This window comes from Polyangium jinanense, assembly GCF_028435365.1.
The window spans coordinates 340,183-367,173 of sequence record NZ_JAGTJJ010000001.1 but is presented as its reverse complement, the minus strand read 5'-3'; the positions used below and the strand labels follow the sequence as shown (position 1 = coordinate 367,173).

Below are 26,991 nucleotides of genomic sequence, written 5' to 3'. Positions count from 1 at the left end.
GCGTGATCCTTCAGCCAGCCTCGATCAGTGGCTCGACTGGCTCTTCTTCATGAGGTCGGCGAAGGTGCCGAACTTCGCCTCGCGAGCGACGCCCGCGCGGTACGACTGGTAAGCCTGCTTCTCGGCGTCCTCCTTGAGGGCGCGGATCGAAAGCTTCGCCTCGCCGCGGCGCGGGTCGACCTCGAGCACCTTCGCGTCGAGCTTCGTGCCCACGGGGAACTCCTTGCGGAGATCCGTGCCGCGCGCCGTGCCCGTGTGGCCTGCCGGGATGAAGCCACGCGCCGCGCGACCGGTGACGCCGAGGACGCGGACCGAGAGGCCTCCCTCGACGGCCTGCACGACGGCGACCTTCACGGCCTTGTACTGCTGCACGCGCTGACGCGGCTCTTCCTCCTCGCCGCTCGGCAGCGCGGGGTGCAGGCCGATCTTGTGCGCGCCCGGATCGCAGCTCGCGACCACGACGTCGATCTCGTCGCCGACCTTCACCACCTCGCTCGGGTGCTCGACCTGCTTGAACGAGATGTCCGCCGTGTGGCAGAGGCCGTCGATCCCGGGCTCGAGCTCGATGAACGCGCCGAACGGCTGCAGGCGCGCGACCTTGCCCTTGTGCTTCGTGCCGACCGCGTACTTCTCCTTCACCGTGTCCCACGGATCCGCGGTCGTGGCCTTGTGGCTGAGCCACAGCTTGCCCTTGTCGTCGATGCGGATGACCTTGACGTCGATCTCCGCGCCGGGACGGAAGAGGTCGCCGAGCCGCGCGCTGCGGTCGTGGCTCGCCTCGGTCATGTGGATGAGGCCCTCGACGTTGCCCGCGTCGGGCAGCGCGACGAAGACGCCCCACGCCACGACCTTGCGCACGATGCCCTTGTGCACGCTGTTCGGCGTGACCTTGCTGAGCGCCTCGGTGCGCAGGCGGCGCGCATCCTCTTCGAGCATGCGCTTGCGCGAGACCACGATGTCGCGGCCCTTCTTCGCGTACTGCGCAACCACGAAGTCGAGCTTCTGACCGACGAGGTGCGAGAGATCCGCGCCGTGACGAAGGTCCACGTGCGAGGCCGGCGCGAACGCGCGCAGGCCCCCGAGATCGACCTCGAGACCGCCCTTCACCGCGCCCGTCACGAAGCCGAAGACCGGCTCGCCGCTCTGCGACGCGGCTTCGAGCTGCTTCTTCAGCTCGTCGAGCGGCTTCGGCTGCCCCTTGCAGAGCACCAGCATGCCGCCGCGAACGCCCGTGCTTTGCACGCTCGCGATGAACTGATCGCCCTCGGCCGGCACTTCCTCGTCGCCGAGCTCCTGCCGATCGAAGAGGCCCGTCGCCTTGCCTGCGATGTCGATCCAGATCGCCTGGTCCGTCACCTTGCAGACCTTGCCGAAGACCTCTTCGCCCACGCTGAACGCAGGACGCTCGCGCTGGGCTGCGGCCGCTGCAGCGGCCTGTTTGTCCTTGCGCCGATCCTTGCGCTTGCCTTGCGGCGCTTCCCCTTCGGCCTGGGCCTCGGAAGCCTCGCCGGCCTCCGTGTCCTCGCCTTCCGCGTCCTCGCCGCTCGCCTCGGCGCCTTCGGCCCCTTCGGCCGCGCCTTCCGCCGTCGGGCCTTGCGCGCCCGGGGGACCCTTGCGCTTCCTGCGGCGCTTGCGCTTCTTCGCGTCGCCGGCCGGACCTTCGGCCTTCGCCGCAGGGCTCGCCTGCGGACGACCGCCGGGGCCCGGCAGGCGGTTGCCAATGTCGTCTCCCGGCTGCTCATCCTCCCACTCTTCGCGGGAAGGAGCGGCGGTGGGCGAGGCGGCCTGGGCCTCGGTGCTCGCCTCGGGCTTTTGATTCTGCGGCTGCGCCTCGGGCGCCGCGGCGTCCTTCTGGACCTCTGCCGCCTCGGTGGTGTTGTTGTCCGTGTTCATCCGGGATCTCGGGCCCCGCTCGCGGCGCGCGTCGTCAGGGGACGACCTTCGCGCACACGCGTAGCTCGGAAGGGGACGGAAACATAACGTACCTCGCGCACAGGCGCGAGGTCTCCGCGCACAGCGCTCGAACTTCGAGGCGCTTTTTCAACGTACGATGGGTAAAAACCGCTGCTGGCCGCCGCTACGGTCGATGCGGAGGGAGCCCCCGCGACCGAGGTCGTGCACGCTCACCTTGGCCGCCAGCCGCTGCGCCACCTCGAGGAACGCCCGGCCGACCGAGCTGTCCGGCGCCGCCTGCACGACGGGCGTGCCTGCATCGCCCCACTCCCGCACCGAAGGATCGAGCGGGATCTGACCGAGCAGCGGGGCGCCCGCGAACTCGGCGATCTTCTGACCGCCGCCCGAGCCGAAGAGCTCGTGACGCGCGGAGCAACCGTCACAGATGAAATAACTCTCGTTCTCGACGACGCCGAGGATGGGGATGCCCACCTTCTGGGCCATCGAGACCGATTTGTAAACGTCCTGGAGCGCGACTTCCTGCGGCGTCGTCACGATCACGGCGCCCGTGGTGCGCAGCTTTTGCGAGATCGTCAGGGCGATGTCGCCCGTACCGGGGGGCAGGTCGAGGATGAGGTAGTCGAGCGTGCCCCAGTCGACGTCTTTCATGAACTGGAGCAGCGCGTTCTGGATCATCGGCCCGCGCCACACGACAGCTTGACGCGCGTCCTCGAGCAGGAAGCCGATCGACATGAGCTTCACGCCGAAGCGCTCGAGCGGCAGGAAATGCTGGCCGTCGGCCGAGGTCGGCCGGCCCATCACGCCGAGCATCGTGGGCACGCTGGGCCCGTACATGTCGGCGTCGAGAAGGCCGACGCGGCAACCGAGGCGGTTCAGCGCGAGCGTCAGGTTCGCGGCGACCGTGCTCTTTCCGACGCCACCCTTGCCGCTCATGACGAGCACGATGTTCTTCACGCCGGGGCAAGGATCGTCGGCCATGATGTTGCGCTCGGGAACGTTGGAGCTCCAAGTAATCGTCACGTTCCCCGCGCCCGCGGCCTTGAGCGCCGCCGTCACGTCGTCCTGGATCCGCGCCTTGTACGGGCACGCCGGCGTCGTGAGCGTGAGGCCCACGGTGACGGTGTCTCCCTCGACGGTGACGTCGCCGAGCATGCCGACGTCGACGAGGGGACGAGAGAGCTCGGGGTCCTCGACCTTTCCGAGCGCGGATTTCGCGGATTCGACCGTGATTGCCATGATTTCCTTCGGGGCAGCGCGGGGCAGCCGGTCTGTTAGGACCAGCCACGGGTGTCGTCAACCCGTTCCGCGGTCGCGCGGGCGCGCCGCCGCCGGGAAAAACGGCCGGGGCGAAACAAAAAGAAAACACGCCGCCCGGCACGACGAGCGGCCGGGCGGCGCGTCATGCGTCGCTCAGTTGACGGAGCCGGCAGCCTTGCCGCCGATGCTGGCGCTGGCCTCGACGGAGACCTGCACCTCGACGCTCGCGTCGAGCGCGGCGGCCGCGGCCGTCGTCGCGCAGACGAGGGCCTTGCCGCTCGACGTGATCGCGCCCTCGAGGTTACCGCCGACCTCGACGAGGACCTTGCCGGCGTCGAGCGCGGCCTGACCACGCTCGATGCCCGTCACGATGAGCTTCGGCAGGTGCTCCTCGAGCGCGACGACGAGCGCCTCGAGATCCGCGGTCGCGCCGCCCTTGAGCTCGATCGTGACCTTGGGCGGCGTGCACGAGGCCTCCGCCTGGATCTCCGCGTTGCAGCTCGCCTGGCAGTCGGCGTCGAGCTCGCACTCGGGCGGCGTGATCTTGCCCTCGCAGTGCGGGGCCTCGAAGTCGACGGAGCACTCGCCGCGGCAGGTGCCGTCGCACTCCACGGCGGCGTTGGCCTCGAGCTCGCACGAGCCCGAGCAGGTGCCCTCGCACGTGCCGTCGCAGCGGCCGTTGCAGTTGTTCGCGTCGCCCGAGGAGCACGTGCCGTTGCACTTGCCGTTGCAGACGGCGCTGCACGAGCCCCTGCACTCGACCGTGGCGCCGACGTCGGCCGTACACGAGCCCCTGCACTCGGCGGTGCACGAGCCCGCGAGCTTGCCGGGCTCGCACTTGGCTTCGAGCTGCGCCGGCGTGCACTTGGCGTCCACGTCGCAACGCGCGTTGCACTCGGCGGCCGCGTCGAGGCTCGCCTCACACTTGCCGCCCTCGACGAGGGCGACGAGCTCTACGCTCGCGTTGGCCTTCATCACCTCGTCGAAGCCGAGCTGCGCCTCGGCGCAGACGGCCTCGAGGCGCTTGGCGCCCTCGAGCGACGACCACTTCGAGTCGTCGCGCTTCGTCGCCTTGGCGATGCCCTCGCAGGCCACGGTGACGTCGGCGATCATCTGATCGGCGAGCGTGACGAGCGCGCCCGAGGCGCTCATGAACGACTTCACGCGGAAGTCGATGTCGAGGTTCGCGCCCCACTGCGCGTCGGCCCGGAACTCATTGCACCCCTCGGCGATGTCGGCGACGTCGCTGCAACCGATGCCGGCGGTGAGGCCGATTCCGAGCACGAAGGCGGGCGCGGCGGCGAAGCGGATCCAGTTATTTTTCTGCGACATGCGAAGCTCTCCTTGTTGAAGAAGTGATGACTACGTTGAAGCGCACGTGCAGCTTTTGCGCCATGCGACGTGCGGACGGAGCACCCTCCCGTCCATCCCCGGGACCCTCACGGAATGCCCGGATAAGGGAGGATGGGTGCGAAAGAGACGCGCCGCGCGTGGCGAAAAGTTTTGCGCAGCAAGGATCGGTCGAGATCAGAAGAGACCAGCTTGTCTTACCAGCAGCTCGCCTCGCCGCCCTGATTCGGGTTCGACGGGTTGGCGAGCGTGTAGGGCAGGAGCTGGCACTTCTGGTAGTTCTGCGAATTTGGGTTGAGATCGCACTCGGCGTGCTTGCCGCTCGGTGACAGCGGGCAGTCGTCGTTCGACATGCAGGCCCCGCCCGAGGTGGCGAGGTCGACGCAGCCGCGGCTTCCGTCGGTGGCCTGGATGCAGACGGAGGTGCCGGTGAGCGGGCCGCAGTCCTCGTCGTTCACGCAGGGCTCGCAGTAGTTGCCCTCGCCGACGCAGGCGCCGAAGCGGTGGAAGCAGGCTTTCGGCCCCTCCGGCTTGGCCGCGTCGACGGCCTTGCACTCGTAGGAGCGTCCGCAGTCGGAGTCCTTCACGCACTCGGAGGCGCAGCGCTTCGTGGTGTCGTTCGGGAGCGAGATGCAGTGGCTGTTCGGGATCTGTGAGCAGTCCAGATCAGTGTTGCACGGGGCGCACGTGTCGCGCTGGATGCACGTCTTCCGAAGTACACACAGCTGCCCCTCGAACATCGTGTTGCCCTGCCCGAGCGAGCTCGGCTCGATGCAGTCGTCGGACGACTCGCCGCAGAGGCCGTTGTTGCCCTTCGTCGGATTCATGCTGCCGCAGAGCTCACGCGCCTCGCGGGTCGTGCCGCAGTAGAAGCCACCGGGGCACTCGGCGTCGCTCTGGCAATCTTGCTTGGTGCAGAAAGCATCGGCGTCACCCTCGGCCGCCGAGAGGCACGAGAGCGGCGCCGTGCACTCGCCCGGCGCGCACGTGAGCACGGTGCACGGCGTGTTGTCGGGGCATTTTCCGACGAGGCAGTTCGCACGTCCGTAACAGAAGTCGACGTCGGGCTCGCAGGCGTCGGGCGCGCCGCCGCACTGATCGAGGAAGCACGGCGTGCCCGTCTCCGGGCAGGAGAGCGTCTTGCTGCACTCGTCGCCGAAGGGGCATTTGAAGCCGAAGCCGAAAGGCTTGTCGTTCGGCTGGCAGGCGAAAAGTTCGCGTTTCGTGTCGTCCTCGACCGCGGCTGTGCAGTCCTGCGTCCCATCCGCGAGGCAATCGGTGTGCGCGGCGCACTCGAGCACGCAGCGGTTTTCCACGCAGGTGTTGCCGGGCAGGCACTTGTCAGGGGTGCATTTCCCCTCGCATTTGCCGTCTGCAGTCACGAAGCCGCCGAAGCAGAAGGGCAGCTGCTCCTCTTCGGAGCAGGCGCCGAGCGCGCCACCGAAAAGGAGCGAGAGGAGCGAGAGGGCGGCGGCAAAACGAAGGCGCGCGGGCTGCCGCGGACGGAGAACGGGAGAATGCTGCATGATGACCTCGAACCTCGGAGGGCCGCCCCTCCGTGGATGTGGGTATGCATGGGACGGTGCCGTGTTCCACGCATCTTGCCTGGGTAAGGATCGGGTCCAGGCGAGGCCTTTTGCCAAGGAGGGCGCTTGACGCGCCGCACCCCCGCGAGGACCATTCCGACCTACCTCATTCCAGGCGCGGTGGCATCATGCGAAACGACGTGCTCTTTCGGGGCTTGGTTCTCGGTCTGACGGCAGCTATCGGTTTGATCGGCTGCGGCAGTAGTGACGAGGGCGAAGCCAACGTGACACCGGGGTTCCCCGATCAAACGGGGCAGCTCCCGCGTGGATCGTGGGCTCTCCCGTATCCCGCGGGTCCTTACGGCATCAGCAAGGGCTCGATAGCGCAGAATTACGAGCTCATCGGTTTTCCGAACGCGAAGGAAAAGCTCGCCGAAGGCGTGCGATTCATCTCCTTTGCGGAGTTCTACAATCCGACGGGTGACGGGGTTTTTCCGGAAAACTCCGTGTTCCCCAAGGACACGCCGAAGCCGAAGGCGCTCGCGATCATCATCTCCGCTTCATGGTGCGGGCCTTGCCAGTACGAGGCGGCCGAGGTGCTCCCTGGTCTGCGCGCGAAGTACAACCCGATGGGCGGCGAGTTCCTCCTCGCGCTCGCGGAAGGCATCTCCGGTTCGCCGGCGACGCCCGACGATCTGACGAAGTGGGTGAAGAAGTTCGTCATCGACTACCCGTCGGTGACCGATCCGGGCGGCAAGCTCGCGGCGCTCTGGGAGAGCGATTCGTTCCCGGCGAACATCATCATCGACACGCGCACGATGGAGATCGTCCAAACGTACGCAGGTCCGCCTCCCTCGACGTACTGGAAGACCTTCGAGAAGGTCATCGCAGGAACGTTGTAGTCGTCTCTCCGCCTCCTGCGCGCGTGCCGCCCTTCCTCGTTTGCGGCATGATGCGCGGATGAACGCGCGAAAAGCACACGTCCTCGGGGCCGCGATCGCCGGCCTCCTCCTCAGCTCGTGTGGTGGCGAAATGCCCTCCGCGAAGGCCGGCGGCGGCGCGACAGCGCCCGACTTCACGCTGCCGTCGCTCGACGGCAAGCAAGTCCGGCTCTCGGACTACAAGGGAAACAGCGTGGTGCTCATCGACTTCTGGTCGACCACCTGCGACCCCTGCATGATCGAGATGCCGCACCTCGTCGACCTTTACAAAAAGCACAAGGATCGCGGGTTCGTCGTGCTCGCCGTCTCCGCCGACGGGCCGGAGTCCCGCGCGCAGGTGAGCAGCGTGGTGCGCTCGAAGGACATGGTCTTCCCCGTCCTCTTGGACGAGGAAACCGTGGTGACGGCCCGCTACAACCCGAAGCGCGAACTGCCCTTCACCGTGCTCATCAGCAAGGACGGTTCGATCGTGCACAAGCGTGGTGGATACACCGCGGGGGACGAAAAAACCCTGGCAGCCGAGGTCGAGAAGGCCCTCGCGGACTGATCGGGCAGCGCGCGCGTCATGGTAGAAGGCGCGCGTGAGCTCCTCCTCGCGTCGCGCCGCAGCCGCGCTGGCCGTCACCCTCGGAAGCCTCGCGATCGCGCCCGCCGCGAGCGCGCTCGACCTGCCTGGGCCGGCCGGTGAGCCGATCGGTCTCGACGTCACCAACACCACGGTCGTCGACTACCGCTGGGACAACCGCAACCACGATCCAAGGGCGTTCAACCCGCGGCCGATCGTCGACGACGACTACGGCGAGTGGATCAACCGCCTCAACGTGCAGGCCACGTGGTGGCGCTTCCGCGTGGGCGTGCGGCTCGACTCGGCGCTCTACTACCTGACCACGACGCGCACCGAGGCGCAGGTGATCGCGCAGAAGCAGATCGACGCGGTGAAGCAGGCGGATCCGAACGCCCAGGTGCCGCAGACGATCGACTATGCGAACCGCTTCTACAACGAGCTCAACACGCGGTTTCTGAACAGCATCTACCCGGCCAAACTCTACGTCGGATACAACCAGCCGGGCCTCGACGTCACGATCGGCGATTTCTACGCGCAGCTCGGTCGCGGCCTCGTGCTCAGCGTGCGCAAGATCGACGAGCTCGCGATCGACACGACGATCCGCGGCGGCAAGGTCGTCTTCGACAAGAAGCTCGGGCCCGCGCGGATCGGCGCGACCTTGCTCGCGGGGCAGATGAACCCGCTGCGTTTCGACGAGGTGAGCGGCCGGCGCCTGCACGGCGCAGGATCGCCCTTGTTTTTCGGCTTTCCGGACGCGAAGGCCGCGACGACGTACGCCATCAATGGGCAGCCGGTCGTGGCCGCGCCGAGGCCGAGTTACCTCGAAGACACGATCTTCGGCGGCCGCGTCGAGGGCGGGATCGACGCCGTCCAGTTCGCCGCGAACGCGTCGGTGCTGATGCGCAAATCCTTCACCGAGGAGAACCTCGCGTGCAGGAACGCCTGCTCCACGGGCGACTCGACGTGCGTGGATCGCTGCTACGCCGAGTTCCCCGAGTTCACGGTCCTGCCCGGAGGTCGTTCGCACAACCAGATCCGCACGTTCAGCGGATCGGTGAACGTGCCGTCGATCGCGGGGATCGGCGACCTCTACGTGGAGGTCGCCGGGCAGCAGCTCCGCGACGGGCACGTGGGCGCGATCGACGCGCAAGGCACGGCCACGGAGCGGCAGGCGGACGTGTCGGGATACGCGGTTTACGCGAACGCGAACTTCGGTCTCGGGAAGCTGCAGCTTTCCTTGGAGGCCAAACATAATCGAAAGTTCTTCCCGCTCGGCTCGAACATCGACGTGACCACGCCGGGCTACAGCGCGCCCGAGTACAGCGTCGTCGCCTACAGCGCGCCGCCGACCGCGGAGCCGATTTACATCGAGCCGATCGAGTCGCCGAACGTGTGCATGACCGGCGGCCGCGCGACCGCGAACTTCAAGTACGACGAGCACACGTCGGTCTACGGCTGGCTCGGCCGGTACCGGAGCTGGACCGAGGTGCCCACGAACGACCTCTGCCAGTCGATGGACGACCAGTTCCGCACGGATACGTGGGACACGGCCGTGGGCATCGACATGAGCCGCGAGCAGGGCAAGTCGCACGCGCGCGCCTGGATCGGCGCGCGTATCGCGGAGCGCGCCGTGCCCACGCTCGGGACGCGGGCGCCGGGCGAGACGGACGTCCTCTATTACGAGGGCTACATCCGCTACGACCTCGTCAAGCACATCAAGGGACCGTTTTCGTTGCAGCTCCAAGGGTTCCACCGGAACCGCTACCTGCCCGCGACGCACGGTCGGGTGTGGAACGAGGGCGAGAACTACACGGCGCTCCACTGGTCGCCGCACCTCTCGGCGGTGTTCGGCTACGAGTATTCGACGCGGCCCGGCTGCCAGCCCGAGCTCGCCGGCGAAGACGAGTTCAAGGTGGTGCTCTGCCACTACCTGAGCGGCGGCCTCACGTACCGATCCGGGAGCACGGACACGTGGGCCTCGCGGCTCGTGAACACCGTGAACCTCTTCGTCGGGCAGCGGCGCGGCGCGATCCGCTGCGTCTCCGGCGTCTGCCGCCTGTTCCCGCCCTTCGAAGGCGCGCGGCTCGAGGTCGTCTCCCGGTTCTAGTCGGACAAACTGTTACTTCGCACGGAGCATCGCGCATGCGACGCCCGTGCGAACGCGCGGATCCGCGTCGACCGCGAGGAGCGCGGCGCGCCCGAGCTCGCCGAGCGCCACGAGCGACGTGCCCGCGACCTTGCGCGCCTGCTCGCTCGTCGAGCGCGCGTCCGTCGTGAGGAGCGGGAGCACCTCGCGCGCGCCCGCCCGCGCGAGCGCCGCCTTCGCGAGCAGCGCGCGGATGCCTTTGCCCTTGGCCATGCCGAGAAGCTTTTGCGTGATCTCAGCGCGCTCCTTGGGCTTCGCGCCTTCGCCTTCGGCCGGCGCCATCTCCAGGCCGCGGCCGAGCGCCGCGATGGCGACGTCCTCGTCCGCATCGGTCCGCGCCTTCACGAGCGCCTCACGAACGCTCGGCACGCTGAGCGTCGCCGCGTGGATCGCGAACACCCGCTCGCGCGTCGAGCCCGTCTCGATCGCCCGCGCGAGCACGCCTGCAGCGTCCTCCGCGCCCAGCCCCGGCTGGCGGACGAGCACGGCCGCGGCCGCGATCTGCGGCAAACCTCGCTCGATCTGCGACACGCGTACGAGCTGCGCTCGCCCGCCTGCGTCCATCGCCCGCGTCGAGGACCACGCGCCCACGATCGCGACCCGTTCGTCCTCGTCGGCCTTCACGAAGAGATCCTTCAGCGCGAGCACGACGCGATCGCCGCCGAGGTTGCCTACCGCGTCGATCGCCTGCAGGCGTACGGGCGGGTGCGGATCGAGCCGCGCCGCTTCGAGCAGCGCTTCGGTGTCGTTCGGATCGAACGCGTCGAAGGAGGCCTTGAGCGCCGCGAGACGCACGGCCTGGTCCCCGTCGGCGAACAGGCTCCTGCGCTGCGGACCGTCCGCGTACGCGACGAGCCCACGCGCTTCCACGGCGCGCCACGCGCTCGACGCGCCCTTCGACGCGAGCGCCGCGCGGGCCGCCTCCGCGAGATCGTCGCGATCCCAGAGGCGTGCATCGAAGCGGATGAGCGCCGCGATCGCCGCGACCTCGTCGCTGCCCGCGGCGCGCGCTTCGAGCACCTCGTCGAGCCCTTCCGCGCACGAAGGCAGCTCCTTCAGCTTGCTCACGCCCGCGTCCCCCTTCGCGGCCTTCACCTCTTGTTCGAGCACCACGCGCGCGATGCGACGCGCCTCGGCCTCGTCCACCGCCTCCTCTGCGGAGCCACTCGCGAGCACGCGTCGCGCGCCGCCGAGATCCCCTTGCTCTGCGGCGCGTAGCGCGGGGCCTCCGCCGCAGCCTGCGGTGAGAGCGAGGACGAGGAGACTTCCAAGGGCGCGCGGGAATTTCGTGCGGCGAGCGATCATCGGGCGTTCCTTTCGAGCTACCTGACCTCGCCCCGTCTCGCAAAGCCTTCCGTCTCCACGCGCGCTCGGCCCTTTCCCCCGGGCCTCCGGTGCGTCACCCTGCGCGGCTCGGGCGGCTCTTTTGTCTCCCGATCACGCCCATCGCGTCCGCTCCCCCACAGGCCCCGGCGTCGCCGAGGACCTCTCGTTCATGCGTTTCGACGTCATCGCCAACATCACGGCGCGCCTCTACCGACGAAGGCCCTCGCTCCTCGACGAGGTGAGGCGCACCTGCGCGGGCGTCGCCGAGGTTCACCCCACCTCCCGTGTCGACGAGCTCGACGCCGTCTGCGCGCGGCTCGCCGCGCGCGGCACGGACCTCGTGATCCTCTCCGGCGGCGACGGCAGCTTCATGGCCGGCGTCACGGCGCTCGCGCGCGCCTTCGGCGAGGCCTCGCTCCCGCGCCTCGCGCTCCTGCCCGGCGGCACCGTTGCCACGGTCGCGCGGAACTTCGGCATGAAGGGGGATCCCACGCGGCTGCTCGCTCGGATCTTCGCCGCCCGCGCGCTCACCTCGCGACGAAGGGCCACGTTGCGCGTCCGCGAGGCACGCGAGGGCGCGACGAACGAGCGCCTCGGCTTCATCTTCGGCACCGGCCTCGTCGCGCGGTTCTTCGACCTCTACTACGCGGACGGCGCGCGCGGGTATGGCGGCGCGGCGCGGATCGCCGGCCGGATCTTCGTCGAGTCGTTCGTCGATGGTCCGTATGCACAGCAAGTGCTCACGCCCATGCCGTGCACGATCGAGGTCGACGGCCGTCGCCTCACCTCCGATCGCTGGTCGCTCGTGTGCGCGTCCGTCGTGCGTGACCTCGGCATCGGCATGCGCGTCAATTACCGCGCGGGTGAGGACCTCGATCGCCCGCACCTCGTCGCGAGCCCTCTGCCTCCACGCTCGCTCGGCCCGCGCGCGCCGCTTGTCCTCCTCGGCAAATCCATCGGCGGCGCGGGTTCCTTCGACGACCTCGCGCGCTCGTTCGTCGTGCGTTTCTCCCCCGAAGGTCCCTACGTGCTCGACGGCGACGTGCTGCGCGCCTCGGAGGTCACGGTCTCCGCGGGCCCGCCCATCGACGTCGTCACGCTCTGATCACGTCACGCGCTTCGCCGCGTCGGCGTTTTCCTCGTCATCGCGCCCTTTCGCACGTGCGCCTTCGTCGAGACCTTCGGCACGATCTTCGTCGCCGTCCCCTTTTTCGATGCGATCTTTGTCGCCCCTCGCGCGGACGTCGCTGTCGCAGCGACCTTCGCCGTCCCCTTCGCGAGCGAGGGCCTCGGCCTCGTCGCCACGGGCGCACGCACCACCACCGGCTGCTTCGTGGCCTGCGTGATCGTTCCTGCCCGGAGCGCGTCGCGCGCCATCGCCACGAAGTCCGAATCGGTCACGATGCCGAGCAGTCGATGCGCCTCGTCCACCACGGGCAAGCAGCCGATCTTCTGCGTGAGCATGATGTCCGCTGCGTCCGCCGCGTCGTCGTCCGGCCCGATCGTATCGACCGACCCACGCATCACATGGCGCACGCACGTCTTGCGCTTCGCCTCGGCCATGTCGTCCGCCGGCAGCTTGTCGAGGACGCGGCCCGTGGCTGCCAGGAGGTCGCGGTGCGACAGCAGGCCCACGAGCACGTCGCCATCCAGCACGGGCAGGTGACGTACGCGCTCGACGGTCATGAGCTCCTCCGCGAACAGAATGTTGTCGCCGAGCTCGAGCGTGCTGACGGGCGCGCTCATGATCTCTCGCACCTTCACACGATCCTCCTTGCTCCCGCGCGCGTCGTGCGCACCGCCCAAGGCGATGACGCGCGACGCGCTGCACCACGCGTCATGCGTGCATCTCGCGAGCCACGCGTGTTTGCATGACCGAATCGTGACGGGACGCAGGGCGACGGCTGAAGAGCGCATGTGACAGTCGGCCTCGTGCAAACGGACGCTCCGGATTCAAAGCCTTCCATCACGGTCGTCGCCTCTTCGAGGTGGTCGCTGTCCGAGCTGTTCCACGTCGCCGCGCTCTTCGCGATGCACGTGGGCGTCGTCGTCGCGCTCGTGCGTGGCCCGACGTGGCGCCTCGTCGCGCTCGCCGCCGCGGCTTACTTCGTGCGCATGTTCGCGATCACGGCCGCGTACCACCGCTACTTCTCGCACCGCAGCTTCAAGACGAGCCGGCTGTTTCAGCTCGTGCTCGCCTTCCTTGGCACCACGGCCGTGCAGAAGGGTCCGCTCTGGTGGGCCGCGGCGCACCGCGTTCACCACAAGCACTCCGACACCGAGCGCGACGTGCACAGCCCCCTGCGTCGTGGCTTCTGGTACGCGCACCTCGGCTGGTGGATGGGCAAAGAGCACCAGGAGACGCGGATCGATCTCGTCCCCGATCTCGCCGGTTACCCCGAGCTCCGCTGGCTCGATCGCTACCACGTGATCGGCTCGGCCGCGCTCATCGCCGCGGTCACGATCCCCTTCGGCTTCGACGGCTTCTTGTGGGGCTACGTCGTCTCGACGGTCGTGCTCATGCACGCGACGTTCACGATCAACTCGCTCGCGCACGTCTGGGGATCACGCAGGTACGCGACGAAGGACACGAGCCGCAACAACGCGTTTCTCGCGCTCCTCACGCTCGGCGAGGGCTGGCACAACAACCACCACCACTACATGTCGAGCGCGAACCAGGGCTTCTTCTGGTGGGAGATCGACATCAGCTTCTACGTGCTGCGCGCGCTCGAGAAGCTCGGCATCGTGTGGGATCTGCGCCGTCCGCCCGAGCGCGTCCTTCGCAAGGACCTCGTCGCGGACGTGGGCGAGCGTTCGCCGCTCCTCCTCGGCAAGCAGACGTCGAGCGAGGACGACGGCGCGCCCTCGCTCGCTCGTACGGCCACGCGCGTCAGTTGACGGTGGATGAGCTCTTGGCGGGGCCGGGCAGCGTGCCTTGCGCCCCGCCGACGCTCTCCGTCCGTGGCTTGCGTTGCTCGCGCTGACGCTCGACGGCCGCGCGCACGAAGCGCGAGAAGAGCGGGTGCGCCGCCTGCGGGCGGCTCTTGAACTCCGGGTGGAACTGGCAGCCCAGGAAGTAGGGGTGATCCCGGAGCTCGACCATCTCCACGAGGCGCTGATCGGGTGACGTCCCCGAGAGCACGAGGCCGCCCTGCGAGAGCGCGTCGCGGTACTTGTTCGACACCTCGTACCGATGGCGGTGACGCTCGCTGATCGACGTCGCGCCGTACGCCTCGGCCGCGAGCGAGCCACGCTCGAGCACGCACGGATACGCCCCGAGGCGCATCGTGCCGCCCTTGTCGAGCACGCCCTTCTGATCGGGCATCAGGTCGATGACCGGATGCTGCGCGTTGCGATCGAACTCGGCCGAGTTCGCCCCGTGCAGCCCGCAGATGTGCCGCGCGAACTCGACCACGGCGAGCTGCATGCCGAGGCAGATGCCGAAGAACGGCACCTTCTGCTCGCGCGCGTAGCGGATCGCCTCGATCTTCCCCTCGGTGCCGCGGTCGCCGAAGCCGCCGGGCACGAGGATCGCGTCGAGCGCGCCGAGCAGCTCCGCCGCGCCCTTCTGCTCGATCTGCTCCGAGTCGATGTACTCGAGGTCGACGCGCACGTCGTTGTGCAGCCCGCCGTGCACGAGCGCCTCGTGCAGCGACTTGTACGCGTCGCGCAGGTGCACGTACTTGCCGACGACGCCGATCTTCACCGTGCCGCGCGTGGGCCGCTTGAAGCGCTCGACCACCCAGTGCCACTGCGAGAGGTCCGGCTGACGCGCCCAGATGTTGAGCTTCTCGGCGATCTTCTCGTCGATGCCCTCGGCGTGCAGCACGATCGGCAGCTCGTAGATACACCCGACGTCGACCGCCGCGATCACGCAGTCGACCTCGACGTTCGAGAAGAGCGAGATCTTCTCCTTCATGCCGCGCGACAGCGGCCGATCGCAGCGGCAGAGCAGGATGTCCGGCTGGATGCCGATCTCGCGCATCTCCTTCACGGCGTGCTGCGTCGGCTTCGTCTTGAGCTCGCCCGCGGTCGCGATGAAGGGCACGAGCGTCACGTGCACGCTGACCGCGTTCTGGCTGCCGCACTCGACCTTGAGCTGACGGATCGCCTCGAGGAACGGGAGCGATTCGATGTCGCCGACCGTGCCGCCGATCTCGACGATCGCGATGTCCACGCCCTCGGCGGCCGCGCGGACGCGGTGCTTGATCTCGTCGGTCACGTGCGGAATCACCTGCACGGTGGCGCCGAGGTACTCGCCGCGCCGCTCCTTCGAGATGACCGACTCGTAGACGCGTCCGGTCGTGAAGTTGTTCTGGCGCGTCATGCGCGCGAGCGTGAAGCGCTCGTAATGGCCGAGGTCGAGGTCGGTCTCCGCGCCGTCGTCGGTCACGAACACCTCGCCGTGCTGGTACGGCGACATCGTCCCGGGATCGACGTTGATGTACGGATCGAGCTTGATGTGGGTGACGCGCAGCCCGCGCGCCTCCATCAGCGCGCCGATGGAGGCGGCGCCGAGGCCCTTGCCGATCGAGGAAACCACCCCACCCGTGACGAAGACGAATTTGGTCCGCTTGCTCATGAACCGCCGCTCCGGCCCCGCGTGGGCGCATCACTCCCGAGCCGCGCTCGGTTGGTTTGTCCGTACGGTCGGACAGCTCTGCCCGCTTGGGGCAAACATCTGCCTGAACACGTCTGGGGGTTTGGGATGCATCACTCCGCTCGATGGAAGTGACGCCCCAAGCGTCAACCAGGGCGCAGTCTAGGCGTCCAGGGTGGCGCGTCAACGCGCTCGCCGCTGAAGAAAAAACAGCCGTTTTCCAGCCTGAAAGCCGCGACGCACCCGACGAGGGATGCTAACGTGGTCGATCCTGGTGCCGAGGCGCCCTGCCCATGCGTCTTGCCCGTGTCCTCCTTCCGTCGTCGCCGGTGCCACGAATCGCGCTCGAGCGTGACGGCTGCCTCTACGACGTCGCCGAGCTCGAGCGAAGGCGCGACGAGCCGCTGCTCGACGAGAACTCGTTCACCGCCGAAGATTTTTTCGCGCGCGTCTTCTCCGTCGGCGGCGCGGGGCTCGACGTCCTGGACGATGGTCTCTGCGCCGGCGAGCGCCCCACCGAAGCGAGGCTTTGGCCCGACGAACTGCTCTGGCTCCCGCCATGCCTGCCGGAGCGCGCGCTCCTCGTGCAGTTCGTCGATGCACCCGAACGTGAAGAACCTCGGTACCACCTCGGCAACCCGCGCGGATTGTTGGGGCACCAAGAATCCGTTCCTTTCCCGCCGAACGAGCCGCGGCCCGACGTCGAGATCTCGATCGCGGCGCTACTCGGCGACGAGCTCCGCGCCGCGACGGTGGAAGAAGCCGAGCGCGCCATCTTCGGCTTCACGATCCTCCTCGGCTGGGTCGCGCGGGAACAGGAACGAACGAGCGGCCCCTCTCGCGCGCGTGACTTCGCCGCGACGATCGGCCCCGTACTGGTCACGAAGGACGAAGCCGGCTCGCTCGATGAAGCGCGCGTGCGACTGCGCGTGGGCGGCGTGATCGAAGAGCTCGCGCGACTTGCCGCGCCGGCGCTCTCGTTCGCGGAGTCGCTCGCCTTCGTCAGCCGCCACGTCACGCTGCTGCCGGGCGATATCGTTGGTGCTCCACCGATCGAAGGAGGCAGCGAAGCCGCGCGTCGCCTCGGCCTCGCGTTCGGCGCGACGCTCGAGGTCGCCGTCGATCGTCTCGGAAAAATCGCAGCGCGGCCCGTGCTCGGACCCGAGCCGCCGCCGTATCGCCGCGTGAAGGGCTAGAACCTGCCGACGAGCCCGAGCCCGGTCATGTTCGGCGCCACGATCGGCACCGGCATGATGAACGCGCTCTGCTCCGCCTCCGCGGGCTTCGGCGCGACCGCCTCGGTCTTCATGATGATCGCCTCCGCGACGAGGGCGAGCCCGCCGATCTGCGCGAGGCCGCCGAGGCCCGTCAAAAGCCCGCGGATCCAGATCGATCCCGAACAATCGGTCGCCTCGGGATCACCACACTTGTTCTCGGCGATCGCCATCCACGGCCCGACGATCGGGATCTTCAACGACTCCGCGCCCGGCGCATCCGGCCAGCTCGTCGCGGCGACGAACCCGACGCCATAGGCGATCGCCGTGATCGCGAGCCCGCCGCCGATGAGCTTCGGCCGCACCGACGACGGCGGATACCGCGGCGGCGGAGCTTCTTCGGTCTCCTCGGCAAAACTCTGCGAAGCGCCGAGCAAGAGGGCGAGCGTGACGAGGATCGAGGCGTGCTTCATTCCGATCGTCACTTCTTCTTCGGCGGCGTCACCGCGGCGGCCTTCGCGGGCAGGTTCACCTTGTACTGCACGACCTTCGGATCACCGTCGAACGGCAGGCAGTACTCGCCGATGAACGAGCGCTTGATGCACTGCTCGACCGGCGTACCCGCGAACGGCGCGCCGACCTCGACATCGGTGATCTTGCCGATCTTGCCGTCGAACGTGACCGACACCGGGCCCTCACCCGTCGGACCGTTCTCGACGACGGTCGCGCAGTTCGCGGCCTTCGTCTGGCCACGCTTCAGCGCGATCTCCATCTGCTTGACCTGATCCTCGTTGAGCTTCGCCGGCTCGGCCGCGCCGGTCCACTTCGTGTCTTCGCCGGTGTCAGCGGCCGGCGCTTCTTCCTTCGGGCTGCTCTCCTCGGCCGCCTTCGCCGGCGGTTTTTCCCAGGTGGAGTCGTCGCCGGCTTGCTTCGGCTGAGCGCCGCCGCAGGCCACGAGCAGGATGGAGATCGAGAGCCCCAGGGTGAGATGCGAGGTCGAGGTGCGAAGAGCCACGGTCTTCTCCGGTCCCAAAGAGAGGATCGAGTTTGACCGGACCCTAGCAAGGTCTCGCGCTCTCCGCACAATGAAAGCCCACGTCTGCCCTCGTCGGATGCGCTCTCCCGACCCGGACGTTGTAGGAAGCTCCCATGCACCAAGGCAGCCGTCTCCGCCCCACGCTCGCCGGCCTCGCGCTCCTCGCCTTCACCGCCTCGGCGCGCTCGGAGGTCCCGACCCCCGCCGCGAGCCCGGCGCCGGCGCAGGCGGATCGGCCGAGCACCGAGGCCCCGGCGCGTCCTCGCGCGTCGATCGAGGCAGGGCCGATCCTGCAAGCGATCGACAAGCTCGCGGCGGACGTGAAGGGCTGGGGCGGGACCGCCGGGGTCGCGTTCGTCGACGTGGGAACGGGGGAGACGATCGCCGCGCGTGAGGGGCATGCGGCCTTCAATCCAGCCTCGAACGCGAAGCTCGTGACGGCCGCCGCCGCGCTGCGTCTGCTCGGGCCGGGGCATCGCTTCGTGACGGGCCTCTACGGCAAGCTCGACGGCGACCGCGTGCTGGAGCTCGTCCTGCGCGGGCAGGGGGATCCGTCGCTCGACGCCGGGAATCTCTGGCCGATGGTGCGCGAGCTCGTGACCGCGGGCGTGCGGCGCGTGGGCGCGATCGTCGTCGACCAGAGCTACTTCGACGATCGCTTCGTGCCGCCGGCGTTCGACGAGCAGCCGAATGAATGGGCGCCGTTCCGCGCGCCGGTCTCCGCGGTCGCGCTCGACGAGAACACGGTGACGCTCTCGGTGCGCGCGGCGGAGAAGGGCAAGGACGCGCAGGTGCGCGTCGATCCGCTCGGCTTCGTGGACGTCGTGGGGACGGTGCGAACGACGAAGAAGGGCGATCCGGAGAAGATCACGCTCGAGCTTTCGCCGAAGGGAGATCGCCTCGTCGCGCGCGTGGGTGGGCACCTGCCCGAGAATTCGCGCGTCGTGCGGGTCCGGCGGCGCCTCGACGATCCGCGTCTCGTGCCGGGTTATGCGCTGCGCACGGTCCTCGCGTCGGCGGGCATCGAGGTTGAAGGACCCGTGAAGCTCGGTGGCGCCAAAGAGAAGCGCCTGCTCGCGTCGCATCGATCCCGCCCGCTCGGCGAGCTGCTCGCGCTCCTCGGAAAGGACAGCGACAACTTCTACGCCGAGATGATCTTCAAGGCCGTCGGCGCCGAGAAGAAGGCCCGCCCCGGCACTGCGGAAGGCGCGGCGGAGGTCATCACCGGCTACCTCAAGGAGATCGGCGCGTTCGAGGAGGGGATGGTCGTGAAAAACGGCTCGGGTCTTTTCGACGCGAACCGCATCACGCCCCTCGGCACCACCTCGCTCCTCCGCGCCGCGTATCGCGATGTGACCATGGGCCCCGAATTCCTCGCGCACCTCGCGGTCGGCGGCGTCGACGGCACGCTGCGCGGACGCTTCAAGAACCTCGGCGATCGCGGCATCGTTCGCGCCAAGACCGGCACCTTGAACGCCGTCGCCGCGCTCTCGGGCTACGTGCTCGGTCCTCCGGGCCGCGCGCCGATCGCGTTCTCCATCTACGTGAACGGCATTCCCGACAAGGTCGGCCAGGCGCGTGGCTCGATCGACAAGGTCGTCGAGGCGGCCGCGCGTGCCCTCTGGAAGGACCGATAGCCCGAGAGCATCGCTTGCTCAGATCGCGCACGCCGTGCCCGTGCGTGTATGACAGAAATGTCATACCCCTCTGAACGTCGAAGGCCACGCCGGGGGTTTCTCCCGGGTGGCCTTCGGTCCTTCGATCCCGCGGGGTTGTGCCCCGCCGAACGTCAGTAGTAGTCGCGCATCTGCTTGCGGATCTTCACGAGCGCCTGCTCCTGGAGCTGGCGGATGCGCTCGCGCGACAGGTTGTACTTGTCACCGATCTCCTTGAGCGTGAGCTCGTCCTCGTCGTCGAGGCCGAAACGCCAGCGGATGATGCGCGACTCGATCGGCGTCAGCGTGGTGAGCAGCCGACGAACCTCGTCGCTCCACTTGCGATTCGCCAGGTGATCGAACGGCGAGAGCGCGTTCTCCTCCTGGAGGAAGTCGATGAACTTGCGCCCGTCCTCGTCGCCGACCGGGCGATCGAGGGAGAACGGGGTTTCCGCGTAGAAGTCCTTCACCTTGTCGAGCTTCTCGCGCGGGACGCCGGTCTCCTTCTCGAGCTCCTCGATCGTCGGCTCGTGACCCGTGCGCGCGATGATCGCCTGGGTCGCGCGGGCGACGCGGTTGTACGTGTCGAGCATGTGCACCGGGATGCGAACCGCGCGGCCCTTGTCGGCGAGGGCGCGGCTGATCGCGTGCCGGATCCACCACGACGCGTACGTCGAGAAGCGGTAGCCGCGGTTGTGATCGAAGCGCTCGACCGCCTTCATGAGGCCGATGTTGCCCTCCTGAATGAGGTCGATCAGCGGGAGCCGGCCGCGGTTGTAGCGGCGCGCGATCGACACGACGAGACGGAGGTTCGCCTTGACGAACCGGTTTTTCGCGTCGTGCTGCGCCTGGAACGTCTTCTCGACCCGATCGAGGTAACGCTTGTACGACGGCGACATCGGGAGCGTCGGACGCGGCGGCCGGATCGGCGCGCCTTCCTCCGTGTCGGCGATCGTGTCCTCCTCGAAGTCCGGCTCGCGCACGAGATCACGCGCGATGCTGCTGGCGCGCGACATCCAGAGGCGGTCGGAGTCCGGCAGGCGGATCACCGTCGCAAGCTCGTTCGTGAGCTGGCTCCAAGCCTTCTCGTGCTCGGGCGCGAGCTTGTACTTCTGCTTCTTCGCGATCTTCACGAGCTTCTGCAGCTCTTCGATCTGCGGCGCCTTCACCTCGTCCTCGCCGGCCTTCGCCACGTCCTCGGCGAGCGCGTCGAGCACGAACTCGGCCGCGGGCAGGTACGAGAGCAATGCGACCCAGTGATCGATCTCCGTGCGCTCGACGGCACGCGCGGTATCGAGCTCCTCCTCCGGGCCCATGACCGGGTGCAGCGCCATGTCGCGGAAATACCGCGCGAGCATGGAGTCACCGCCGCCCTCCTCGATGTCCTTGAGCTCGCGGTCGGCGTTGGTCCGGGGAGAATCCGGCCGGCTGAGCGGCGTGAACTCGAGGTCGATGAACTCGGCCGTCGTCGGCTCCGGATCGTGCATCTCGGGCCGCGGGCGAATGGCGGCGGCCTCTTCCGCGGCCGCGCCTTCGTCATCCAGCATGCCGATGTCGATGTCCGACGCGGCGAGCGGCTCCTTGGCGAGCGGCGGGTTCGGCGTCTTACCGCGCGCGTCGTCGAGGAGGGCCTCGTCGTCGACCGGCGCCTGCGTTTGCTCGGGCTCCTGGCCCTTGGTGGGCCGGCGCTCGATCGTTCCGCTACGACGAACCGGGCGCGCGCTCGCGACGGCGGCGGTACCGCGACGACCGGGCGCGCTCCCACGCGCGGGCTTGGGGGCCGAGGCCGAGGCGGTGCGCGTCGTGGAGCCCGTCATCGCGGCCTTGGTGGAGGGGCGGTTGGCATCGGGGCGGCGGGCGGTCGACGTGCTCATCTTGCTCTTCGTTGCGGTGGAGGGTTTTTCGTTCACTTCTTCGGAATCACCCTTTCGAGAGTGGAAGCTCTCGGCGGGGTCAAGGAGGGATCGGTCCGGGCTCGTCGGGGTTTCGAAGCTCGCCATGGCTGGGCCCTTGTTCCCGCTGCCCGATAGGGGGCTGAACGGGGGATTGTGCGGTTTGATTCCGGTGGATCCTCTCCGAGAAGAAATCGGCTGGCTCGGGCCGCCGTTCACGGATGCAATGTTGGAGACTGGATCGCTCGTCTTCTCGAGTAATTCTGCAAATTTCATGCCGTCATCGGTGTATGTTCCCGAATTTCCCGCTCCCGGGTCGGGCCTATCGCCGGTCGGCATGCTAGGAGCATCCTCCGACGAGGCATGCAGGGAGGCCGGCTCCCCGACATGCGAGGCGGTGGGCGACGGGCTGCCTCGATGACGGTGTGCTCCCATGCTTACGCGCTCCGTTGTAGTCGATGATGCCGACTGAGAACACGTCCAGTCGGACATTCGTCTTGCGTGTCGTTCACGAGCTCCGCCGGGACCGGCGAAACTGTTGGATGTTTTCTGGGGCTACCCTGGTGCAGGCGATAGCCCATGGAATCTTGGCTTCGTGCGCTGGCCTTCTCGGCCAAGCGCTGATGGGTAGGCAACTTGCTTCCTTCAGCGCCCTTGTCGACCCCCACGACGCCCTGCATCATCCGATTTTTCTGGCTTCTATCGGTCTCGGGGCGTCCCTTGTAAAGACGGCAGCCAGCACCTTCTCCATCTACGGTCAGAAGAGGGCTGTCTTTCAGGTCGGAAACGCAATTCGGCGCACGATCACCGCCGGGATCGTGCTGCAAGGACAAGCGCCGAGCGCGGCCGCCGCCTCCCTCGCCGCGATCACCGTGCGAATCCGCGACGTCGAGCGTGGCGTCGATGAAGGCGTGCTCGCGGCCGCCCGTTCGATTGCACACCTCGTTCCGCTCGCCGTGGCGCTTCTCTGCCTGTCCTCGCGCCTCGCGATCGCCGCAATCCTGCTGCTCGCGCCGTTCGCGCTGATCCTGGCCTTCGCGCGGCGGTTCGTCCGGGTGCATCACGCGCGGTCGGCACGCCTCGCAGAGGGCCTGCATTCCGCTGTAGACGAGCTGGTACGGCACCTGGATCTATGGCGAACGTACGGAGCCGCGCGGCGGGTTCATACGGCGCTGGGAAAGGCCGGCGATGAGGCCGGTCGCGCCGCCGCACGGGCCGAAGCGACGAGGGGCGCGATTTCCGGTGCGAACGAGGTGCTCGCCGCAGCCGCGTTGCTGGGTCTCGTCGTCTGGATCGAGCGATCCCAGCCTTCGCTTGGGGATGGGTCGCTCGTCGCATTCGCGGCGGTGTTTTTTATGACGTATCGGCCGCTGCGCGATCTCGGGGATGCGCGGACGGCGATCGAGCGAGGCGCGGCGTCGCTCGAGGCGCTCGAAGCAAGCGTGCAGGTCGGAGGCGCTGAGGCGGCGCTCGAAGCGGCCGAGGCGGCAAGTGTGCAAGGGGCGCGCAGTCGGTTCCGGCTGGCGCAGCTGTCGGTCGAAGGGCTGCGTTTCGACGCGGGCGGCGTGAGCGGGCGGCCGGTGCGGTTCACGGCGGAGCCAGGGCGGATCGTGGCGATCGTGGGGCCAACAGGGAGCGGGAAGACGACGCTGCTCCGGGGGCTGCTCGGGCTCGTGCCCGCGACGGAAGGGGCCCTTCGTTATGATGGGGAGGAGCTGACGCGCGCCGGGGTCGGTCCAGACGAACGGCCGTTCGCGTGGGTGCCGCAAGAGGCGGCGATCGTGTCGGGGACGATCGAGGAGAACGTGGGGCTCGGCGCGAAGGATGCGCCCGCTGCGGAGATTCGGCGAGCGCTCGCGGAGGTGGGAGGGCTCGGGCTCGCCGAGGCGAGAGGGGGGGCGAGGATCGTCGCTGGGGGGCACGAGCTCTCGGGCGGGGAGAGGCAACTCGTGGCGATCGCGCGCGCGGTCGCGAGCCATCAGCCGGTGCTGCTTCTGGACGAGCCGACATCAGGGCTCGATGCCGAGGCCGAGGCGCGCGTGCTGGCAGCGCTCGCGGCGCAGCGGGGCACGCGGACCATCCTGATCGTGACGCATCGGCCGGGGCCGCTTTCGATCGCGGACGAGGTGATCTCGTTCGAGGGAGCGGCGGCCGTCTCGGCCACGACGCTCGCGGCTCAGAACTGAGACAAGAAGCGCGGATCGCTCTCGAAGTTCAGGCGGATGTTCGGGATGCCGTACCGGAGCATCGCCAGGCGATCGAGGCCCATGCCGAAGGCAAACCCGCTGTACCGCTCGGGATCCAGGCCCGAGTGACGGAAGACGTCGGGATGGATCATCCCGCAGCCGAGCACCTCGAGCCACCCCGTTTGCTTGCAGACTCGGCATCCGGCGTAGGTGCCGTCAGGCTTGCGGCAGAAGACGCAGCCGCAGTCGACCTCGGCGCCGGGCTCGACGAACGGGAAGTAGCTCGGCCGGAACCGCACCGGCAGGCCCGGGCCGTAAAGGCGCTCGATGAAGGCCGTGATGACGCCCTTGAGCTCCGCGAAGCTCACCTTCTCGTCGACGAGGAAGCCGTCGATCTGGTGGAACATCGGCGAGTGCGTGACGTCGTCGTCGCGGCGATACACCGAGCCCGCCATCACCACGGCGAGCGGCGGCTTGCGGAGCAAGAACTCACGCGGCTGAACCGTCGTCGTGTGCGTGCGCAGGAGCAAGCCCGGGCCGAGCCAGAAGCTGTCCTGCATGTCGGTCGCAGGGTGATCGGGCGGGAACGCGAGCTTCGTGAAGTTGTTCTCTTCGAGCTCGATCTCGGGCCCGGCCTCGGCAACGAAGCCGAGGTCGCGGAAGATCGCGAGCAGCTCGTCCCGAACCTGCGCGATGGGATGGAAATGGCCGCGGTCGAGCTCGAGGCGGCCCGGCAAGCTGAGGTCGTAGGGCAGTCCGCGCAGCTCCGCCTCGCGGGCGGCGCGCGCGATCGCCTTGAGCCGCGTCTCGAACGCGGCCTCGACCTCTTCCTTGAAGGTGTTGACGCGGCTGCCGACCGCGGCCTTCTGGTCGGCGGGGACGTGGCGCATCAGCGCGAGGACGGCCGTGAGCTCGCCCTTCTTGCCGAGGACGCGGGCGTGCTCGAGGCGGAGGGCCTGCTCGCTCGTCGCGGCCGCGAACGCGTCGCGGTAGCGCGTGCCGAGCGCAGCAAGGCCCTCGTCGATGGCCTTGATCGCCTGAGCGGGATCCGCGGCGCTCACGCCCCGACCTCCCGGCCTAGCGGCTTCCGCCCGCGAGCTTCACGACCGCGCCGAACGACGCCGGATCGTGGATGGCGAGCTCCGACAGGATCTTCCGATCGAGCGTGACGTTCGCCTTCTTGAGCGAGCTCATGAGGCGAGAGTACGTCGTGCCGTTCGTGCGGGCAGCGGCGTTGATGCGGACGATCCAGAGGCGCCTGAAATCCCGCTTCTTCAGCTTGCGGCTGATGTAGCCGTACTCCCACGCGTGGCGCAGGACCTCGACGGCTTGGCGGTAGCGGTTCTTCCTGCCAAGGAAATAACCCTCGGTCAGGTTCAGGACGCGGTTACGACGACGACGGGCTTTGAACCCACGCTTGACTCTCGGCATTGGGCGCTCCTCTCTTGCTCGGGATCAGCGGTAGGGGAGGAGGAGCTTCACACGCCCCTCCATCGCCGTGTCGACGGTGTCGTTCTTGCGGAGACGGCGCAGGCGCTTCTTGCTCTTCTCCTGCATGCAGTGATTCAAGCCGCCCTTGCTCCGGCGGATCTTGCCGGAGCCAGTGACGCGAAAGCGCTTCGCGGCGGCCCGGTTCGTCTTCATCTTGGGCATGATGCCTTCTCGCTCCCGTGAGGGGTGCGCTCTGCCTGGCCTCGCTCCGACCGTCGGAGCGCCGTTCGAAACCAAGGTAGATGCGGCGGGGCGAGCTTTATGGCGGACGGGTGCGGGGGTTGTCAAGGCCGCGAAGGTCCCCAAGAGCTAGCCTCCCGATCCATGCTCGTCCGCGCCACCTTCGAAGAGCCGTCCAGCGACGGAACCCCCGTCCGTACCACCGTGAGCTTCCATGCTGGACATTCGCTCCTGGAAGTCGCGCATTCGCGCGGAATCGCGATCAACGCGCCCTGCGGCGGTCGAGGTTCGTGCGGGAAATGCATCGTCCGTGTGCTCGCCGGGAACGCGCCGCCGACCGAGGAGGACCGGGCCGTCCTGAGCGAGGGCATGATCCGCGAGGGCCTGCGACTGTCGTGCCGGATCCGGCCGCGCACGCCCGTCACGGTGGAGGTGCAGAGCCGGTTCGATCTGCGCGCGGCGCCAAGCGTGACGAGACTCGCGGCCGGAGAGCTGCCGAAGATCGTGGATGCGGCGGTGGATCTCGGGTCGACGAGCGTGCAGCTCCGGACGATCGATCCAGCGACGCGCGAGGTGCTCGGCGAGGCGAGCGTGCTGAACCGGCAGGTGCGTCGTGGTCACGACGTGATGACGCGGCTGACGCACGCGCTGCAAGGAAAGCAGGCGCGCGAGGAGCTGACGGAGGACGCGCGCGAGACGCTGCGGCTGCTCGAAGGCGCGGCACGAGGGCGGATCTTCCCGGAAGACGGCGCGATCCGGAGATGGGTCGTCGCCGCGAACAGCGCGATGACGACGCTGCTCTGGGGCGAGGACGTGACGAGCCTGGCCGAAGCGCCGTACACGCCGCCGTTCTTCGACGAACGGACCGGGCCGGCCGCGGGCTTGGGTTTGTCCGGGGAGACGTTGACGACGTTCCCGCTGCTCGGATCGTTCGTCGGCGGTGACACGGCCGCGGCGGTGCTCGCGACCGAGCTCGATCGACCGGGTCCTCCGCGCATGCTGATCGACATCGGGACGAACACGGAGATCGTGCTCGCGCACGAGGGCTCGCTCTACGCGGCGTCGACGCCCGCGGGGCCGGCGTTCGAAGGAGGAAACATCTCGGTCGGGATGCGCGCGGAGCCAGGCGCGATCGTGCGGGTCGAGGTGCGCGACGACGGGGCCATTCGCGCGACGACGATCGGGACGGTGAAGGCAAAAGGGATCTGCGGGACGGGGCTGCTCGAGGTGCTGGGCGAGCTCGTGCGCGCGGGGCTCGTGGCGAAGGACGGCGCGATCGCGTCGGGCGCGGATCGGATCACGCTCGCGCGGGGCGTGGATCTCCTGCAGATGGACATTCGCGAGCTGCAGCTCGCGAAGGGCGCGTTGCGGGCGGCGACGAAGTTGCTCTGCATGACGGCGGGGATCCGGGACAAGGACCTCGCGCGCGTGGCGGTGGCAGGCGCGTTCGGGACGCACCTCCGGCACGACGTGGCGATCCGGCTCGGGATGCTGCCGGAGGTAGATCCGTCGGCGGTCGTCGCGGTGGGCAACGCGTCGCTCGAAGGCGCGACGGTGTTCGCGCGGGATCCGGAGGCGGCGCGGGCGAGGCTCGCGGATGTCCGGTCGCGGGTCCGGCACGTCGAGCTCGCGACCCGTGACGATTTCCAGGATGTCTTCGTGGCGAGCCTCGATTTCTGAGCGACCTTTCGCGCATTCATCGACGGTGCCGC

At 68.5% G+C, this 26,991-nt stretch carries 22 protein-coding genes; 9 read left to right on the top strand and 13 right to left on the bottom strand.

Features of this window, described 5'->3' with window-relative positions:
* Positions 1–24 precede the first annotated feature (24 nt).
* From KEG57_RS01445 to KEG57_RS01430, 4 genes are all read right to left on the bottom strand, one after another.
* Entirely contained in the window at positions 25–1,893 is a 1,869-nt protein-coding gene (locus KEG57_RS01445) for a S1 RNA-binding domain-containing protein (RefSeq protein WP_272418455.1), read from the bottom strand.
* A gap of 147 nt (positions 1,894–2,040) precedes the next feature.
* On the bottom strand, positions 2,041–3,150 hold the full coding sequence (locus KEG57_RS01440; protein WP_272418456.1) for an Mrp/NBP35 family ATP-binding protein: 1,110 nt from the start codon (positions 3,148–3,150) through the stop codon (positions 2,041–2,043).
* A 174-nt stretch (positions 3,151–3,324) separates the two neighbouring features.
* On the bottom strand, positions 3,325–4,503 hold the full coding sequence (locus KEG57_RS01435) for a hypothetical protein (protein WP_272418457.1): 1,179 nt from the start codon (positions 4,501–4,503) through the stop codon (positions 3,325–3,327).
* Positions 4,504–4,718: 215 nt separating this feature from the next.
* Positions 4,719–6,047 carry a hypothetical protein gene (locus tag KEG57_RS01430; protein ID WP_272418458.1) on the bottom strand — a complete coding sequence of 443 codons (1,329 nt, stop codon included), beginning with the start codon at positions 6,045–6,047 and terminating at the stop codon, positions 4,719–4,721.
* A gap of 284 nt (positions 6,048–6,331) precedes the next feature.
* Between KEG57_RS01430 and KEG57_RS01425 the strand changes: the two genes are divergently transcribed.
* Genes KEG57_RS01425 through KEG57_RS01415 form a run of 3 tightly spaced genes read left to right on the top strand, consistent with a single transcriptional unit; the run spans position 6,332 to position 9,660 of the window.
* Positions 6,332–6,949 (top strand): TlpA family protein disulfide reductase, encoded by a 618-nt coding sequence (locus tag KEG57_RS01425; protein ID WP_272418459.1) that lies wholly within the window; start codon positions 6,332–6,334, stop codon positions 6,947–6,949.
* Between the two features lie 58 nt (positions 6,950–7,007).
* Entirely contained in the window at positions 7,008–7,535 is a 528-nt protein-coding gene (locus KEG57_RS01420) for a peroxiredoxin family protein (protein WP_272418460.1), read from the top strand.
* A 34-nt stretch (positions 7,536–7,569) separates the two neighbouring features.
* A complete protein-coding gene (locus tag KEG57_RS01415; RefSeq protein ID WP_272418461.1) occupies positions 7,570–9,660 on the top strand; it encodes a DUF6029 family protein in 2,091 nt (696 codons plus the stop codon).
* A 12-nt stretch (positions 9,661–9,672) separates the two neighbouring features.
* Here KEG57_RS01415 and KEG57_RS01410 read toward each other — a convergent pair whose 3' ends face one another.
* Entirely contained in the window at positions 9,673–11,004 is a 1,332-nt protein-coding gene (locus tag KEG57_RS01410) for a HEAT repeat domain-containing protein (protein WP_272418462.1), read from the bottom strand.
* 190 nt (positions 11,005–11,194) lie between these two features.
* Here KEG57_RS01410 and KEG57_RS01405 point away from each other — a divergent pair, with 190 nt between their 5' ends.
* Positions 11,195–12,130 (top strand): diacylglycerol/lipid kinase family protein, encoded by a 936-nt coding sequence (locus tag KEG57_RS01405; RefSeq protein ID WP_272418463.1) that lies wholly within the window; start codon positions 11,195–11,197, stop codon positions 12,128–12,130.
* 5 nt (positions 12,131–12,135) lie between these two features.
* Here KEG57_RS01405 and KEG57_RS01400 read toward each other — a convergent pair whose 3' ends face one another.
* On the bottom strand, positions 12,136–12,789 hold the full coding sequence (locus tag KEG57_RS01400; protein WP_272418464.1) for a CBS domain-containing protein: 654 nt from the start codon (positions 12,787–12,789) through the stop codon (positions 12,136–12,138).
* Between the two features lie 168 nt (positions 12,790–12,957).
* Between KEG57_RS01400 and KEG57_RS01395 the strand changes: the two genes are divergently transcribed.
* Positions 12,958–13,923 (top strand): acyl-CoA desaturase, encoded by a 966-nt coding sequence (locus KEG57_RS01395; protein ID WP_272418465.1) that lies wholly within the window; start codon positions 12,958–12,960, stop codon positions 13,921–13,923.
* On the opposite strand, the gene pyrG is transcribed toward KEG57_RS01395, so the two are convergent.
* Positions 13,916–15,607 carry a CTP synthase gene (gene pyrG, locus KEG57_RS01390; protein WP_272418466.1) on the bottom strand — a complete coding sequence of 564 codons (1,692 nt, stop codon included), beginning with the start codon at positions 15,605–15,607 and terminating at the stop codon, positions 13,916–13,918. The genes KEG57_RS01395 and pyrG overlap by 8 nt on opposite strands.
* Before the next feature lie 311 nt (positions 15,608–15,918).
* On the opposite strand from pyrG, the gene KEG57_RS01385 reads away from it, so the two are divergent.
* Positions 15,919–16,821: a fumarylacetoacetate hydrolase family protein gene (locus KEG57_RS01385; RefSeq protein ID WP_272418467.1), complete on the top strand. Its 903-nt coding sequence runs from the start codon at positions 15,919–15,921 to the stop codon at positions 16,819–16,821.
* Here KEG57_RS01385 and KEG57_RS01380 read toward each other — a convergent pair.
* A complete protein-coding gene (locus tag KEG57_RS01380) occupies positions 16,818–17,312 on the bottom strand; it encodes a hypothetical protein (protein ID WP_272418468.1) in 495 nt (164 codons plus the stop codon). The two genes, KEG57_RS01385 and KEG57_RS01380, sit on opposite strands and share 4 nt — an antisense overlap.
* 8 nt (positions 17,313–17,320) lie before the next feature.
* Positions 17,321–17,854, bottom strand: coding sequence for a hypothetical protein (locus KEG57_RS01375; RefSeq protein WP_272418469.1), 534 nt, complete (start codon positions 17,852–17,854; stop codon positions 17,321–17,323).
* A gap of 134 nt (positions 17,855–17,988) precedes the next feature.
* Between KEG57_RS01375 and dacB the strand changes: the two genes are divergently transcribed.
* The gene (gene dacB / locus KEG57_RS01370) at positions 17,989–19,512 is read left to right on the top strand and encodes a D-alanyl-D-alanine carboxypeptidase/D-alanyl-D-alanine endopeptidase (RefSeq protein ID WP_272418470.1); all 1,524 of its coding nucleotides are present in this window, start codon (positions 17,989–17,991) and stop codon (positions 19,510–19,512) included.
* Between the two features lie 152 nt (positions 19,513–19,664).
* Here dacB and KEG57_RS01365 read toward each other — a convergent pair whose 3' ends face one another.
* Positions 19,665–21,404, bottom strand: coding sequence for a sigma-70 family RNA polymerase sigma factor (locus KEG57_RS01365; protein WP_272418471.1), 1,740 nt, complete (start codon positions 21,402–21,404; stop codon positions 19,665–19,667).
* Between the two features lie 836 nt (positions 21,405–22,240).
* On the opposite strand from KEG57_RS01365, the gene KEG57_RS01360 reads away from it, so the two are divergent.
* Positions 22,241–23,608, top strand: a complete 1,368-nt coding sequence (locus KEG57_RS01360; protein ID WP_272458023.1) for an ATP-binding cassette domain-containing protein — start codon at positions 22,241–22,243, stop codon at positions 23,606–23,608.
* Here the strand turns inward: KEG57_RS01360 and pheS are convergent.
* Genes pheS through rpmI form a run of 3 tightly spaced genes read right to left on the bottom strand, consistent with a single transcriptional unit; the run spans position 23,599 to position 25,261 of the window.
* Complete coding sequence (gene pheS, locus KEG57_RS01355; protein WP_272418473.1) at positions 23,599–24,669, bottom strand: phenylalanine--tRNA ligase subunit alpha; 1,071 nt, start codon at positions 24,667–24,669, stop codon at positions 23,599–23,601. The two genes, KEG57_RS01360 and pheS, sit on opposite strands and share 10 nt — an antisense overlap.
* A 16-nt stretch (positions 24,670–24,685) precedes the next feature.
* Positions 24,686–25,039: a 50S ribosomal protein L20 gene (rplT, locus tag KEG57_RS01350; protein ID WP_272418474.1), complete on the bottom strand. Its 354-nt coding sequence runs from the start codon at positions 25,037–25,039 to the stop codon at positions 24,686–24,688.
* 24 nt (positions 25,040–25,063) lie between these two features.
* Positions 25,064–25,261, bottom strand: a complete 198-nt coding sequence (gene rpmI / locus KEG57_RS01345) for a 50S ribosomal protein L35 (RefSeq protein ID WP_153819534.1) — start codon at positions 25,259–25,261, stop codon at positions 25,064–25,066.
* A gap of 222 nt (positions 25,262–25,483) precedes the next feature.
* On the opposite strand from rpmI, the gene KEG57_RS01340 reads away from it, so the two are divergent.
* Positions 25,484–26,959, top strand: a complete 1,476-nt coding sequence (locus KEG57_RS01340; protein WP_272458021.1) for an ASKHA domain-containing protein — start codon at positions 25,484–25,486, stop codon at positions 26,957–26,959.
* The last annotated feature ends 32 nt before the right edge of the window (positions 26,960–26,991 follow it).

Coding starts and splice junctions, on each gene's coding strand:
- KEG57_RS01410 (WP_272418462.1), bottom strand. CDS start 11,004: ATGATCGCTCGCCGCACGAAATTCCCGCGCGCCCTTGGAAGTCTCCTC.
- KEG57_RS01445 (WP_272418455.1), bottom strand. CDS start 1,893: ATGAACACGGACAACAACACCACCGAGGCGGCAGAGGTCCAGAAGGAC.
- KEG57_RS01435 (WP_272418457.1), bottom strand. CDS start 4,503: ATGTCGCAGAAAAATAACTGGATCCGCTTCGCCGCCGCGCCCGCCTTC.
- rplT (WP_272418474.1), bottom strand. CDS start 25,039: ATGCCGAGAGTCAAGCGTGGGTTCAAAGCCCGTCGTCGTCGTAACCGC.
- KEG57_RS01440 (WP_272418456.1), bottom strand. CDS start 3,150: ATGGCAATCACGGTCGAATCCGCGAAATCCGCGCTCGGAAAGGTCGAG.
- KEG57_RS01405 (WP_272418463.1), top strand. CDS start 11,195: ATGCGTTTCGACGTCATCGCCAACATCACGGCGCGCCTCTACCGACGA.
- KEG57_RS01365 (WP_272418471.1), bottom strand. CDS start 21,404: ATGAGCACGTCGACCGCCCGCCGCCCCGATGCCAACCGCCCCTCCACC.
- rpmI (WP_153819534.1), bottom strand. CDS start 25,261: ATGCCCAAGATGAAGACGAACCGGGCCGCCGCGAAGCGCTTTCGCGTC.
- pyrG (WP_272418466.1), bottom strand. CDS start 15,607: ATGAGCAAGCGGACCAAATTCGTCTTCGTCACGGGTGGGGTGGTTTCC.
- KEG57_RS01420 (WP_272418460.1), top strand. CDS start 7,008: ATGAACGCGCGAAAAGCACACGTCCTCGGGGCCGCGATCGCCGGCCTC.
- dacB (WP_272418470.1), top strand. CDS start 17,989: ATGCACCAAGGCAGCCGTCTCCGCCCCACGCTCGCCGGCCTCGCGCTC.
- KEG57_RS01380 (WP_272418468.1), bottom strand. CDS start 17,312: ATGAAGCACGCCTCGATCCTCGTCACGCTCGCCCTCTTGCTCGGCGCT.
- KEG57_RS01385 (WP_272418467.1), top strand. CDS start 15,919: ATGCGTCTTGCCCGTGTCCTCCTTCCGTCGTCGCCGGTGCCACGAATC.
- KEG57_RS01430 (WP_272418458.1), bottom strand. CDS start 6,047: ATGCAGCATTCTCCCGTTCTCCGTCCGCGGCAGCCCGCGCGCCTTCGT.